Raw genomic sequence first — 13,268 nt, 5'->3', positions numbered from 1 at the left:
CGGGCACGCGCCGACGTCGGACACGGTAGCGGACGCGGCGCTCGGCGACGCACCCAGAGCCGAGGGTCGTCGGCCTCAGGTCGCGGACGGAACCCGCAGGCCGCCGCCGTTGACCGGGGTGAGCGGGAGCAGCTTCTTGCCGGTCGGGCCGATCTGGATCTCGGTGTCCATGGCGGGGCAGACGCCGCAGTCGAAGCACGGGGTCCACCGGCAGTCGTCCTGCTCGTACTCGGAGAGGGAGTCCTGCCAGTCCTGCCAGAGCCAGTCCTTGTCGAGCCCGGAGTCCAGGTGGTCCCAGGGCAGCACCTCGAGCTCGTCCCGCTCCCGGGTGGTGTACCAGTCGAGGTCCACGCCGAACGCGGGCAGCACCTCGTCGGCGGCCTCCACCCAGCGCTGGTAGGAGAAGTGCTCGCTCCAGCCGTCGAAGCGCCCGCCGTTCTCCCACACCTTGCGGATCACCGCGCCCACCCGGCGGTCACCGCGGCTCAGCAGGCCCTCGATGAGCGACGGCTCACCGTCGTGGTAGCGGAAGCCGATCGCCCGGCCCAGCGACCGGTCCGCGTTGATCGCCTGCTTGAGCAGCTTCAACCGGGCGTCGATCACCTCGGGCCGCTCCATGGCCGCCCACTGGAACGGGGTGTGCGGCTTCGGCACGAACCCGCCGATGGAGACCGTGCACCGGATGTCCTTCGACCCGGTGGCGGCCCGGCCGGCCCGGATGACCTCGTGCGCCATGTCCGCGATCTCGAGGACGTCGTCGTCGGTCTCGGTGGGCAGGCCGCACATGAAGTACAGCTTCACCTGCCGCCAGCCGTTGGTGTAGGCGGTGACGACCGTACGGATCAGGTCGTCCTTCGACACCATCTTGTTGATGACCTTGCGGATCCGCTCCGACCCGCCCTCCGGGGCGAAGGTCAGGCCGGTGCGCCGCCCGTTGCGGGACAGCTCCTGCGCCAGGTCGATGTTGAAGGCGTCCACGCGGGTCGAGGGCAGCGACAGCGAGACGTTGGTGCCCTCGTACTGCTGGGCCAGGCCCGAGCACATGTCACCGATCTCGGAGTGGTCGGCGGAGGAGAGCGAGAGCAGCCCGACCTCGTGGAAGCCGGAGAACTCCAGGCCCTGCTGCACCATCTGGCCCACGGTCGTGATCGAGCGCTCCCGCACCGGACGCGTGATCATGCCGGCCTGGCAGAACCGGCACCCGCGCGTGCAGCCACGGAAGATCTCCACCGCGTACCGCTCGTGGACCGTCTCGGCCAGCGGGACGAGGGGCTTCTTCGGGTAGGGCCAGGCGTCCAGGTCCATCGTCGTGCGCTTGTGCACCCGGAACGGCACGTCCGCCCGGTTGGGCACGACCCGCTGGATCCGGCCGTCCGGCAGGTAGTCCACGTCGTAGAAGCGCGGCACGTAGACGCTCTCGGTGCGGGCCAGCCGCAGCAGCAGCTCGTCCCGGCCGCCCGGCGAGCCCTCCGCCTTCCACTCCCGGACGATCGCGGTGATCTCCAGGACCGCCTCCTCGCCGTCGCCGAGCACGGCGGCGTCGATGAAGTCGGCGATCGGCTCCGGGTTGAACGCGGCGTGCCCGCCGGCCAGGATCACCGGGTCGGCGTCCGTCCGGTCGGCCGCGAGCAGCGGGATGCCGGCCAGGCTGATGGCGTTGAGCAGGTTCGTGTAGCCCAGCTCGGTGGAGAACGAGACGCCGAACACGTCGAAGTCGCGCACCGGACGGTGGGCGTCGACGGTGAACTGCGGCACGCCGTGGGCGCGCATCAGCTTCTCCAGGTCCGGCCAGACCGCGTACGTCCGCTCGGCGAGCACGTCGGGCAGCTCGTTGAGCACCTCGTAGAGGATCTGGACGCCCTGGTTGGGCAGGCCGACCTCGTACGCGTCCGGGTACATCAACGCCCAGCGCACGGTCGCCGCGTCCCAGTCCTTGACCACGGCACCCAGTTCGCCACCCACGTACTGGATGGGCTTTGTCACCTGGGGAAGCAGCGGCTCCAGGCGGGGCCAGACGGAGTTGGCCGCGACGGGGCGCGAAGTGGTGGACGGAACGCTCATGATGCCCAAGGGTACGCGCCCGCCCGGCGGCCGACCTCCCGGGAACGCCGCCGGGCGCCGGGCGGGTCCCGGTGGGTGGCGAGACGGTACTAACCTCGGACCGGCGCGAGAGGAGATTGCCGCGATGTCGGAGCCGCCGCCGGAGGCACACCGGCCGGCCGACGGGAACACCCCGGGTGCCGGGTCGGACCATGAACCGACCGCCGCCGGAGACACCGCCTCCTCCCCCGCACCGTCGGAGAGCGTCTCCCGCCCGGGCCCGGCGGACCCGTCCGCGCCACAGACGGAGCGCGGGCCGGAGACCGGGTCGCCACCGCAGCCCGAGTCCGCGCCGGAGGCCGCCGCAGCACCGCAAGCCGAGGCCGCGTCGGATGCACAGGCCGCGCCGCACCCCGGGTCCGCCCCGGAGGCCGAGGCCACCGACGACGGCACGCGCCGGCTGCCCGACGCGCCCTCCGCCCCCGCCGAGCCGGAGGCGCCCACGGGGCCGCACCGCACGCGCGCGGAGCCGACCGAGTCCGCGCCGGGGCCGTCCGGCACACGCCGGATGCCCGCCGTCGAGGCGGCGAGCGATCCGACACCACCGCGCTGGAGCGGCTCCGCCGCCGTCCCGCCACCGCCGGTCCGCAAGCGCGCCTGGGGCGAGTCGGCCGAGCCGACGCCACCACCACCCGCGGCGCCGGAGCTCCCGGAGCACCGGGTGCCCGTCGACCCGTGGGCGGGCGCGGACACCGGCGGCTGGGAGCTGCCCTCGGCCGAGTTGCCACCGCTGCCGCCGACGCTGCCCTATCCGTCGCCGCCACCCACGCACCCCCATCCGGGGCCGGCCGCCGCCGCGCCGGTCCCGCCACCGCACGCGATGCCGCCGCATTCGGCGCCGCCCCGGGCCACGCCGCCGTACCCGATGTCACCGCCCCCGGCCGCGCACCCGCCGCCGGCCCCGGTGTCACCCGCCCGGCCCGTGGCCCCACCGCCCGGCTCACCGTTCTCGGTTGCCCGCCCGCCGGTCACGGCCCGTCCGGCGCCGCCCGCGCCGCCGCCGGCACCGCCGAAGCAGCGGCGCTCGAAGCGCCGGTCCGCGCCGCCGCCCGTCACGCCGCCGCCCGGTTGGCAGGCGCCCCGGGGGTACGTGCCGGTTCCCGTCCGCAGACGTCGCCGTTGGCCGTGGCTGCTGCTGCTCACGCTGGCCTGCTGCTGCGGGTGCCCCGCCTACTACGGCATGCCGATCTGGACGCAGTACCCGGCCAACGCCAGCCTCCCCGCCCAGGTGAACGACCTGGCGCTGCGCGAGGACGGCAGCAGCACGCAGGCCGCCCGGCAGTTGGAGACCGAGGTCCGCAAGGCGCACTGGCTGGCGGAGGACACGTTCGCCGGTGTGTACGCCACCGCCGACGGAAAGCGGGTCACGGTCTTCGGCGGGACGGGCTTCCGGCTGACTCCCGAGGCGGACGCGGACGCCGAGATCGCCCGGCTCACCGAGCGGTACCGGCTCGAATCGGTCGAGACGGTCGACACCGGTGTCCGCGGCCGGTACGCGCGCTGCGCGGTCGGCCGTACCGACGGGACCGGCGTGGTGGTCTGCACCTCGGTCGACCACGGCAGCATCGCGACCGGCGTCTTCACCCGGCTGGACGTGGCCGACAGTGCCGCGCTCCTCGACGACCTGCGCGGACAGATCGTCGTTCCGGACCGAAACTGAGACGACACAGTTCTCGAATTCACCTTCAAGCCGGGGATAAGCCCCCGCACAAGTGACAATAGGGGCATGTCGCGGCGTTGGCTGTTCGCCGATCAGCTGGGGCCGCACTTCCTCGACGACCGCCGCCAACCGGTGCTGCTGATCGAGTCGAAGGCGGTCTTCCGGCGTCGCGCCTTCCACCGGCAGAAGGCTCACCTGGTCCTGTCGGCCCTGCGGCACCGCGCGGCGGAACTGGGCGACCAGGCGATCTACCTGCGGGCCGAGACCTACCGCGAGGCGCTGCGAAAGGTCCGCGAGCCCCTCGAGGTGTGCCATCCGACCTCCCGGGCGGCGCTGCGCTTCGTCCGCGGGCTCGACGGGGTCACCGTGCTGCCGCCTCGCGGCTTCGTCACCGCCATCGCCGACTTCGCCGAATGGGCCGACGGTCGCCGGGGCGCGCTCCGGATGGAGGCGTTCTACCGCTTCGCCCGGCAGCACCACGGGGTGCTCGTCGAGGGGGACGAGCCGGTCGGCGGCCGGTGGAGCCTGGACCCGGAGAACCGGGAGCCGCCGCCGAAGGACACGGAGCGGCTCGCCGTACCTCCGCCACCGATGCCGAAGGAGGACGACATCGACGCCGAGGTCCGGGCGGACCTCGACCGGTGGGAGCGCGAGGGTGTCCGGTTCGTCGGCCGGGACGGTCCCCGTCGCTTCCCGGCGACGACGCGGGAGGCCACCGCTCGGCTGCGGCACTTCCTGCGCCACCGGCTCGCGCACTTCGGCCCGTACGAGGACGCGATGCTCTCCACCGACCCGTGGATGGCGCACAGCCTGCTCTCGTCGTCGTTCAACCTCGGTCTGCTCGACCCGAGGGAGGCGGTCCGGGGCGCCGAGCAGGCGTACCGCAAGCAGGGCGCGCCGCTGCCCAGCGTGGAGGGGTTCATCCGGCAGATCATCGGCTGGCGGGACTTCGTGTGGAACCTGTACTGGTACTTCGAACCCGGCTACGCGGGCACCAACCGGCTGGCCGCCCGCCGGTCGGTGCCCGACTGGTTCCACGACCTCGACGCCGACGCGGTCCAGGCGCACTGCCTCTCCGACGTCATGGCCGACCTGCGCGACCACGGCTGGGTGCACCACATCCCCCGGCTCATGGTGCTCGGCAACTACGCCCTGCAGCGGGGCTGGCGGCCCGCGGAGATGGTGGACTTCTTCCACCGCAGCTTCGTGGACGGGTACGCCTGGGTGATGACGGTGAACGTGGTCGGCATGAGCCAGTACGCCGACCTGGGCCGGATGACCACGAAGCCGTACGTCGCCGGCGGGTCGTACATCAACCGGATGAGCGACTACTGCGGCGGCTGCCGGTACGACCCGAAGCAGCGCCTCGGTGAGAAGGGCTGCCCCTACACCGCCGGGTACTGGGCGTTCCTCGCCCGCAACCGGGACCGGATACCGACCAACGCCCGGATGGCCCGGCAGATGGCCCAACTGGACCGGCTGACGGACGTGGACGCGGTGCTCGACCAGGAGAAGCGGCGCGGAGCCGGCCCGCCCTGACGCCGGGTCAGGCCGGGCCCTCGCGGATCGGGTCCGGGTGGGCGCGCGGCGGCGCGTACCGCGCCACGTACTCCTGGCCGGTGAGCTTCTGGATCTCGCTCATCATCTCGTCGGTCATCGCCCGCAGCGAAGTGCGGTCGTCCGGCCGCCCGGTGAAGTCCAGCGGCTTGCCGAACCGGATCGTGACCTTCCCGGTGCCGGGCCGAGGGACGCGCGCGCCGATCGGCTGCACCTTCTCGGTCCCGATCATGCCGACCGGGATGATCGGCACTCCGGCGGAGACGGCCAGCCGGACCGCGCCGGTGCGACCACGGTAGAGCCGCCCGTCGGGCGACCGGGTGCCCTCCGGGTAGACGACCACCAGGTCGCCGCCCTTGAGCGCCGGGATGGCCGCGTCGAACGCGGTCAGGGCGGCCCGCCCGCCGGCGCGCTCGACGGGGATCGCCCCGAGCCCGGTGAGGACGAACTTCGAGAACGCCCCCTTGAGGCCGGTGCCCTTGAAGTACTCGGACTTGGCCCAGAAGGCGAGATGCCGCGGCACCACCGTGCCGACGAACAGTTCGTCCGCCACCGAGAGGTGGTTGCCGGCGAGGATCGCGCCACCGGTCGCCGGCACGTGCTCCAGCCCCTCCACGGTCGGCCGGAACGCCAGCCGCATCGCGGGCGCCACGGTGAGCTTGCCGATGGTGTAGAGCAGCGGCACTGGTCCTCCGGCGGTGGTGTGAGAGCGGGCGGTGTCACCGTAGCCGACGCGGCCACCTTTGCTCACAGGAGTGCCCGGGACCGGGCCTTCCCACACGGACTGGCCGGTGGATCGAGCTGCCGATCCGACCGGGCGGCCCGGGGCGACCGCCGGCCATGACCGGAGTCACAGCCGGGACCCGTCACGACCCGTACCGGCCACACCGTCCCAGGGGTGTCACACCGATCAGGGAGGGTTCACATGCAGCGGATGAACGCGGCCGAGGTGGCGCCGGGGGCGTACCAGGCGGTCCTGGGCCTGGAGAAGTACGTCCGGGCGAACGTCGACCACACGATCCTGGAGCTGGTGAGGCTGCGGGCCTCGATGCTGAACGGCTGCGCGTTCTGCGTCGACATGCACAGCAGCGACGCCCTGCGCGCGGGAGAGTCGAGCCGGCGGCTGTTCGCCGTCGCGGCCTGGCGGGAGGCGCCGTTCTTCGACGAGCGGGAGCGCACCACACTGGCGCTGACCGACGCGGTCACCCGGCTCGGCGAGCACGGGGTGCCGGACGAGGTCTGGGACGCCGCCGCGAAGCAGTGGTCGGAGAAGGAACTGGCCGACCTGGTGATGGCCATCGCGACGATCAACGTGTGGAACCGGATCGCCGTGACCACGCGGACACAACCGCCGACGGAGGCCTGAGCAGCCACCACGGCGACGGGAACGGCCGGTGCGCGGATCGCGCACCGGCCGGTGTCGTTCCGGTCGGCCGCGGGTCAGCCCAGCTCGGGGAACCAGAGCCCGATCTCGCGCTTCGCGCTGTCCGGCGAGTCCGACGCGTGCACCAGGTTCTCCCGGTTGGACAGGGAGAGGTCACCACGGATCGTGCCGGCCGCGGCCCGGCGGCCGTCGGTGGCGCCGACCAGCGCCCGGACGACCTCGATGGCCTGATCGCCGGAGAGCACCAGGGCGACCAGCGGCCCGCCGGTCATGAAGGCCTTCAGCGGCGGGTAGAACGGCTTGTCCACGTGCTCGGCGTAGTGCTCGTCGGCCAGCGCGGCGTCCATCGTCCGGGTCACCATGGCCTCGATCCGCAGCCCCTTGCGCTCGAAGCGGGAGAGAACCTCGCCGACCAGCCCGCGGCGCACCGCGTCCGGCTTGATCAGTACGAGGGTGCGCTCGTCGGGGTTGGGGCTGGACACGCTGGGTTCCTCCTGTGCACGGAAGACGGCTCGGCTGGGTACGGTCAGCCTAGCGACCCGGTCCCGGCGCCGGCGCGGCGGCTGGCCTTTCCCCCGGTGGCCGCCGCGGCCTAGCCTGGCCCTTGACCCCCGGGAGGTCCACTGTGGCGAATGGCGGGAGCCGACCCATCGCGCCGGTACGCAAGCTGATCGCGGCGGTGCTCGGCACCGTGGCGACCTTCGTGATCCTCTTCGGCCTGGGCATGACCAGCTGGGCGATCGTCGCGCTCGGTGTCGCCCTGCTGGTGCTGGCGATCGCGCTGGGCACCGTGCGGGGCGGGGGGCGCACCTGGGTGATCGGCGAGGGGCACGTGCACAGCGCGTCCGAGCCACCCACCCAGTACGCCTTCGGCCGCTGCGAGCTGCAGCTCGTCATCGACGCCCCGGGGCTGCCGCCCCGGAGCAAGAAGATCATCGAGCCGCGGGTGCCGGTCTCCAAGTGGCCGTCGCTCGGACAGACGCTGCCGATCCGTGTCGCCCTGGACGACCAGCGGCACGTGCGGGTGCTCTGGGACGAGGTCCCCACGCACGCCGAGAGCGCCGCCGCGGTGGCCGCCGACCTGCCCCCCGAGTACGCCGGCCCGGAGCCCGTCGAGGAGGTGCTGATCGCGCAGGACGCCCCGCCGTGGGCCGGACGGTCGGTCGACGACGACTTCCGCGACCCGCTCGGCGACCCGCTGCGCGACGATCCGACCGGCCCGCCCGACGAGCACGAGCCGCTGGTGGTCCAGCACCCGCGCCCGGGCACCGGTGTGGTGTTGGAGGGCACGGTGGTCGACGCCCCGGCGAATCCCCTGCCGCACCGGGCCACTCCGGCCCCGCGCCCGCCGGTCGAGGAGCAGGAGCGGTACGGCTCGACCGTCCTACCGGACGAGCCGGCGCCCACCGACGGCCCGAGCCGAGCCGGCACCCCCGGCAGCCCCGACACCCCCGGCACCGCCGGCGGCCCCGGCACCGCCCGGTCCGCGCCGCTCGACCCGCTCGACCCACTCGACCTGCCGCTGGACGACCCCACGCCGGCCGCCCGACCGTCCCAGGCCGCGACCCCGACGCCGGAGCAGCTGGACGAGGTCGTCTTCGGCTACGGGTCCGAGACCACGTCGGACGAGCCGACTGGAACGGGAGCGCCGATCAGCGGCCTCGGCCTGACCCTCCAGGTCGCCGACCTGGGCCGCTCCCTCGCGTTCTATCGGGACGTCCTCGGCTTCACCGAGCTCGACGCGGACGACCGCACCGCCGTGCTCACCTCCGGCACGATCAAGCTGCTGCTCCAGCAGGACGCCGCGGCCGGGCAGGTGAAGCGCCGCGCGGTCCACGTCAACCTCGAGGTGGACGACATCCACGCGGCGTATCGGCGGCTCCGCGCGGCGGGCATCCGCTTCACGTCGGAGCCCCGGCTCCTCAACCAGGGCACCCGACTGGAGGGCTGGGCCGCGGCGTTCCGGGACCCGGACGGCCACGGTGTCGCGCTGACCCAGTGGCGGGAACGCGCCGAGGCCTGACCCAACCGTCGCGCCCCTTCGCCGGTGCGGCCGGCCCCGCCGGCGGCCAACGCCGTCCGGCCGACGTCGCCGGGTCAGCCGAGGATGACCCGGCGGACGTGCAGCGCGTACCCCCAGACCAGGGCGAAGATGACGCCGAGCACGAACAGCGACCAGTGCAGCAGGCCGGCGAGGATCAGCAACCCCTGCAGGACGGTGCCCGCGTGCCAGGTCCACGACCGCCGCATCATGCCGGCCAGCACCACCGCCGCCACCGCGAGCGCCACCACCACGCCGATCGCCGTGCCGCTCAGATCACCACCGACCACCCGGATCGGCTGGATGGCCAGCAGCAGGACGAGCGCCTCGATGGCGAGCGTGCCGGCGCCGAGGCCGCGTACGGCCCGGTCCGGGTCGCGCAGCCCGGACCGCCGCGGCGGCTCCGACGGGTTTCCGCCGGGCTCCGGCCCGGACGCCGACGGCGGCTGCTCCGGCCCGGCGCCGAGCGTCGACCCCGACGCGGGCTGCTCCGGCGTGGGCCGCTCCGGCGTGGTCATCGCTTGAGCAGCCGGCGGGCGTCGGCCACGGTCACCACCGACCCCGTGATCACGACACCCACCCCGCTCAGCTCGCCGGGGACGTCCTCCTCGGCCAGCGCCACGGCGGTCTCGATCGCGTCCGGCATCTCCTCGGCCACCTCCACCCGCTCCGGGCCGAACACCTCGGCGGCCAGGGCGGCCAGTTCACGCGCCGGCATCGCCCGGGGCGAACTGTTCTGGGTGACGACCACCTGGTCGACCACCGGCTCCAGCAGCTCCAGCAGCGCCGGCGCGTCCTTGTCGCCGAGCACGCCGACGACCGCCACCAGCTTGCTGAACGCGAACTCCTCCTGCAGCGCGGTGACCGTCGCGGTCATCCCGTGCGGGTTGTGGGCGCCGTCGAGCAGGATGGTCGGCGCGGTGCGCACCCGCTCCAGCCGGCCCGGCGAGCTGGCCGTCGCGAAGCCCTCCCGGACGGCCTCCACGTCGAGCTGCCGGCGGGCACCGGCACCGAGGAACGCCTCGACCGCGGCGAGCGCCACGGCCGCGTTCTGCGCCTGGTGGGCGCCGTGCAGCGGGATGAAGACCTCCTCGTACACGCCGCCGAGTCCCTGCAGGGTGAGCACCTGCCCGCCGACCGCGACCGCCCGGCGCAGCACGCCGAACTCCGAGCCCTCGCGGGCCACGGTGGCACCCACCTCGGCGCAGCGCTCCAGGATCGGGCGGGCCGCCTCCTCCTCCTGCGCCGCCGAGATGACCGTCGCCCCGGGGTGGATGATCCCCGCCTTGTGCAGGGCGATGTCCTCGATCGTGTCGCCGAGCCATTCGGTGTGGTCCAGCCCGATCGGGGTGATCACCGCGACCCCGGCCTGGAGGACGTTCGTGGAGTCCTCGGCGCCGCCGAGCCCCACTTCGACCACCGCCACGTCGACCGGCGCGTCGGCGAACGTGGCGAACGCCAGCGCCGTGGTCATGTCGAAGTACGTCAACGGCTCGGTCGACCGTTCGTCGACGAGCCGGGCCAGCGGGGCGACCTCGCGGTAGGTGGCGACGAACCGCTCCTCGCTGACCGGCTCACCGTCCAGGCTGATCCGCTCCCGGACGGTCTCCAGGTGCGGGCTGGTGTAGCGGCCGGTTTGCAGCCCGAACGCGCGCAACAGCGAGTCGATCATCCGGGCCGTCGACGTCTTGCCGTTGGTGCCGGTCAGGTGGATCGACGGGTACGCGCGCTGCGGGCTGCCGAGCAGGTCCAGCAGTGACTCGATGCGGTCCAGCTCGAAAACCATGCGGGTGAAGCCCCGCTCGGCCAGCTCGGCCTCGACCTCGGCGAAGGTGCTCTGATCGCTCACGAGGGCAGCGCCTCCAGTGCGGCGTCGATCCGGACCAGATCCGCCTCGGCGACGGCCAGCCGGTCCCGGATCTTGCCCACGACGGCCTCGGGCGCCTTGCCGACGAAGGCCGGGTTGTCGAGCTTGGCCCGGGCCTGCGCGACCTCCTTCTCGGCCGCCGCGCGGTCCTTGGTGAGGCGGGCGCGTTCGGCGGCCACGTCGATCGAGCCCCGGGTGTCCAGTGCCACGCTCACCTCGCCCGGCATGGCCAGCGTCGCGCTCGCCTGGAAGCCGTCCTCGGCCGGGTCGAGCCGCACCAGGGAGCGGATCAGCGACTCGTGCGCGGCGATGCCGGCACCCGCCAGGCCCTCCAGCCGGGCCGCGACCCGCTGGGTGGGGCGCAGACCCTGGTCGGAGCGGAACCGACGGATCTCCGTCACCACCCGCTGCACCGTGCCGACCTCCGCCTCCGCGGCGTCGTCGACGCGCCCCCGGTCGGTGACCGGCCAGGCGGCCCGCATGATCGTCTCGCCACCGGTGAGCGCGGTCCACAGCTCCTCGGTGACGAACGGGACGATCGGGTGCAGCAGCCGCAGCAGTTGGTCCAGCACGTGACCGAGGACCCGCCGGGTCGCCTCGGCGGCCGGCCCACCGTCGGCGAGCACCGGCTTGGTCAGCTCCACGTACCAGTCGCAGACGTCGTCCCAGGCGAAGTGGTAGAGCAGGTCGCAGACCTTCGCGAACTCGTACGCCTCGAACTGCTCGTCCACCTCGGCCACGACGTGCTGCAGCCGGGACAGGATCCACCGGTCGACGGTGGAGAGCTGCTCGGCGGCGGGCAGCGGCCCCTCGGTGTGCGCGCCGTTCATCAGCGCGAAGCGGGTCGCGTTCCAGAGCTTGTTGCAGAAGTTCCGGGAGCCCTGGCACCACTCCTCGCTGACCGGCACGTCCCCGCCGGGGTTCGCGCCGCGGGCCAGGGTGAACCGGGTGGCGTCCGCGCCGAAGCGGTCGATCCAGTCCAGCGGGTCGACCACGTTGCCGAACGACTTCGACATCTTCTTGCCGTGCTCGTCGCGGACCATGCCGTGCAGGGCAACCACGTCGAACGGCGGCCGGCCGTCCATCGCGTACAGGCCGAACATCATCATCCGGGCGACCCAGAAGAAGAGGATGTCGTAGCCGGTGACCAGCACGCTGGTCGGATAGAACTTGGCGAGGTCGACGGTCTGCTCCGGCCAGCCCAGCGTGGAGAACGGCCACAGCGCGCTGGAGAACCAGGTGTCCAGCACGTCCTCGTCCTGGCGCCAGCCCGCACCCGAGGGCGGCTGCTCGTCCGGCCCGACGCACACCACCTCGCCGTCCGGGCCGTACCAGACCGGGATGCGGTGCCCCCACCACAGCTGCCGGGAGATGCACCAGTCGTGCATGTTGTCGACCCAGGCGAAGTAACGCTTCGCCAGCTCCGCCGGCTCGATCCGCACCCGGCCGTCGCGCACCGCGTCACCGGCCGCCTGGGCCAGCGGCGTGGTGTTGACGAACCACTGGAGGGACAGGCGCGGCTCCACCGTCGTGCGGCAGCGGGAGCAGTGGCCGACCGCGTGCACGTACGGCCGCTTCTCCGACACGATCCGGCCCTGCTCCCGCAGGGCGGCGACGATCGCCGGCCGCGCCTCGAACCGGTCCAGCCCTTCGAAGGGCCCCGGCACGGTGATCACGCCGCGCTCGTCCATCACGGTCAGCGCGGGCAGGTCGTGCCGCTGGCCGATCTCGAAGTCGTTGGGGTCGTGCGCCGGGGTCACCTTCACCATGCCGGTGCCGAAGGACGGGTCGACGTGCGCGTCGGCCACGATCGGGATCCGCCGGCCGGTCAGCGGCACCTCGACCTCGGTGCCCACCAGGTGCCGGTAGCGCTCGTCGTCCGGATGCACCGCGACCGCGGTGTCACCGAGCATCGTCTCGGCCCGGGTGGTGGCGACCACGACCTCGTCGCTGTAGCGGATGGAGACGAGCTCGCCGTCGTCGTCGGTGTGCTCCACCTCGATGTCGGAGAGCGCCGTGAGGCAGCGCGGGCACCAGTTGATGATCCGGTTGGCCCGGTAGATGAGACCGTCGTCGTACAGCTTCTTGAAGATCGTCTGGACGGCGCGCGACAGGCCCTCGTCCATGGTGAAGCGCTCGCGCTCCCAGTCGACGGAGTCGCCGAGGCGGCGCATCTGGCCGAGAATGGCACCGCCGGACTCGGCCTTCCACTGCCAGACCCGCTCGACGAACTTCTCCCGACCCAGGTCGTGCCGGGACAGCCCCTGCGCGGCCAGCTGGCGCTCGACGACGTTCTGGGTGGCGATGCCGGCGTGGTCCATGCCGGGCAGCCACAGCGCCTCGAAGCCCTGCATCCGCTTCCGCCGCACCAGGGCGTCCTGGACGGTGTGGTCGAGGGCGTGCCCCATGTGCAGGGAGCCGGTCACGTTCGGCGGCGGGATGACGATGGTGAACGGCGGCTTCTCGCTGTCCGCACCGGCCCGGAAGTGGCCGTCGGCTACCCACTGCTCATACCGTCGCTGCTCTACCTCGCTCGGCTGGTACTGGCCGGCAAGGGTCGGGGCGTCGGGGCGTCGGGCATCCAGTCTCTCGGTCACCCTGAAAGTCTACGGAGGGCTTCCGCGGACCTGGCGTGCGCCACCGCTCCTTCGCGTACGGT

General features: G+C 73.1%; 10 protein-coding genes. 4 read left to right on the top strand and 6 right to left on the bottom strand.

Annotated features, from left to right (window positions below; genetic code table 11):
* Positions 1–75: 75 nt before the first annotated feature.
* The gene (locus GA0070620_RS28280) at positions 76–2,061 is read right to left on the bottom strand and encodes a TIGR03960 family B12-binding radical SAM protein (RefSeq protein ID WP_091595868.1); all 1,986 of its coding nucleotides are present in this window, start codon (positions 2,059–2,061) and stop codon (positions 76–78) included.
* A gap of 124 nt (positions 2,062–2,185) precedes the next feature.
* Between GA0070620_RS28280 and GA0070620_RS33830 the strand changes: the two genes are divergently transcribed.
* Both GA0070620_RS33830 and GA0070620_RS28270 read left to right on the top strand, forming a co-directional pair.
* A complete protein-coding gene (locus tag GA0070620_RS33830) occupies positions 2,186–3,760 on the top strand; it encodes a hypothetical protein (RefSeq protein ID WP_377519919.1) in 1,575 nt (524 codons plus the stop codon).
* 66 nt (positions 3,761–3,826) lie between these two features.
* A complete protein-coding gene (locus GA0070620_RS28270) occupies positions 3,827–5,299 on the top strand; it encodes a cryptochrome/photolyase family protein (RefSeq protein ID WP_091595866.1) in 1,473 nt (490 codons plus the stop codon).
* Between the two features lie 7 nt (positions 5,300–5,306).
* Here the strand turns inward: GA0070620_RS28270 and GA0070620_RS28265 are convergent, their stop codons facing one another.
* Complete coding sequence (locus tag GA0070620_RS28265; RefSeq protein ID WP_091595864.1) at positions 5,307–6,002, bottom strand: lysophospholipid acyltransferase family protein; 696 nt, start codon at positions 6,000–6,002, stop codon at positions 5,307–5,309.
* A 240-nt stretch (positions 6,003–6,242) separates the two neighbouring features.
* On the opposite strand from GA0070620_RS28265, the gene GA0070620_RS28260 reads away from it, so the two are divergent.
* Complete coding sequence (locus tag GA0070620_RS28260) at positions 6,243–6,683, top strand: carboxymuconolactone decarboxylase family protein (protein WP_091595862.1); 441 nt, start codon at positions 6,243–6,245, stop codon at positions 6,681–6,683.
* Between the two features lie 74 nt (positions 6,684–6,757).
* Here GA0070620_RS28260 and ndk read toward each other — a convergent pair whose 3' ends face one another.
* Positions 6,758–7,183, bottom strand: a complete 426-nt coding sequence (gene ndk, locus GA0070620_RS28255) for a nucleoside-diphosphate kinase (protein ID WP_091595860.1) — start codon at positions 7,181–7,183, stop codon at positions 6,758–6,760.
* A gap of 143 nt (positions 7,184–7,326) precedes the next feature.
* Here ndk and GA0070620_RS28250 point away from each other — a divergent pair, with 143 nt between their 5' ends.
* Entirely contained in the window at positions 7,327–8,724 is a 1,398-nt protein-coding gene (locus tag GA0070620_RS28250) for a VOC family protein (RefSeq protein ID WP_091595858.1), read from the top strand.
* A gap of 74 nt (positions 8,725–8,798) precedes the next feature.
* On the opposite strand, the gene GA0070620_RS28245 is transcribed toward GA0070620_RS28250, so the two are convergent.
* The 3 genes from GA0070620_RS28245 to GA0070620_RS28235 are packed head-to-tail and all read right to left on the bottom strand — an operon-like array spanning position 8,799 to position 13,206.
* Positions 8,799–9,260: a DUF4233 domain-containing protein gene (locus GA0070620_RS28245; protein WP_091595856.1), complete on the bottom strand. Its 462-nt coding sequence runs from the start codon at positions 9,258–9,260 to the stop codon at positions 8,799–8,801.
* Positions 9,257–10,591, bottom strand: coding sequence for a bifunctional folylpolyglutamate synthase/dihydrofolate synthase (locus tag GA0070620_RS28240; protein WP_091595854.1), 1,335 nt, complete (start codon positions 10,589–10,591; stop codon positions 9,257–9,259). Before GA0070620_RS28240 ends, GA0070620_RS28245 begins: the two co-directional genes overlap by 4 nt.
* Positions 10,588–13,206 carry a valine--tRNA ligase gene (locus GA0070620_RS28235; RefSeq protein ID WP_091595852.1) on the bottom strand — a complete coding sequence of 873 codons (2,619 nt, stop codon included), beginning with the start codon at positions 13,204–13,206 and terminating at the stop codon, positions 10,588–10,590. The genes GA0070620_RS28240 and GA0070620_RS28235 overlap by 4 nt, the downstream gene beginning before the upstream one ends.
* Positions 13,207–13,268 lie beyond the last annotated feature (62 nt).

The sequence above is a fragment of the Micromonospora krabiensis genome, from assembly GCF_900091425.1.
Taxonomy (GTDB): domain Bacteria; phylum Actinomycetota; class Actinomycetes; order Mycobacteriales; family Micromonosporaceae; genus Micromonospora; species Micromonospora krabiensis.
Note: the sequence above shows the minus strand (reverse complement) of the source record. Positions and strands in the feature narration are given on the sequence as shown.